The 476-nt window shown below is 21.4% G+C and carries 1 protein-coding gene (running past one end of the window); it reads right to left on the reverse strand.

Translation table 11 applies throughout. The annotated features are described in order from the left end of the window. Window positions 1-446, reverse strand: partial view of a flavodoxin domain-containing protein gene (locus tag G3997_RS07885; RefSeq protein ID WP_296645195.1) — the 5' portion only. 46 nt of this gene lie to the left of the window's left edge; 446 of the gene's 492 nt are visible here — the first part of the coding sequence; the start codon lies at window positions 444-446; its stop codon lies off the left edge, out of view. Between the last annotated feature and the right edge of the window lie 30 nt (window positions 447-476).

The raw sequence follows: 476 nt of genomic DNA on the forward strand, positions 1-476 counted from the left end.
TCATCATTTGTTATATCTGTATATTTTTTATTAGATATACTTGACCTTAAGCCTGTTATTAATATCTTATCTTTAATACTTAACTCCTTATAATACATTTTTCCTCTAAAGTAAAATGTATATATACTTTCTAATATTTCTTCAGATATATTATTTTTTAATATTGAATCAATATAAGCTTCATCATTATTTTTCATCCCTACTATAAATAATTTAACTTTTTTATTTTTTAAATGCTCATAATTCTTTATTATAAATTTTATACCTTTAATTTTCCCAACATATAATGGACCACCATAAATTATAGTATCGTATTCTTTCAAGTCTTTTACTCTTATATCTGATAATTCATATAAATCTGCATTTAACTTAAGAGCTATCCACCCTGCATACCTTTTTGTTGCACCATATTTTGATTTATATATAACTGCAATTTTATTATTCATAATATGCCCTCTATATATTAAATTTTAATT

This window comes from Romboutsia sp. 13368 (assembly GCF_018336475.1).
Lineage (GTDB): Bacteria > Bacillota > Clostridia > Peptostreptococcales > Peptostreptococcaceae > Romboutsia.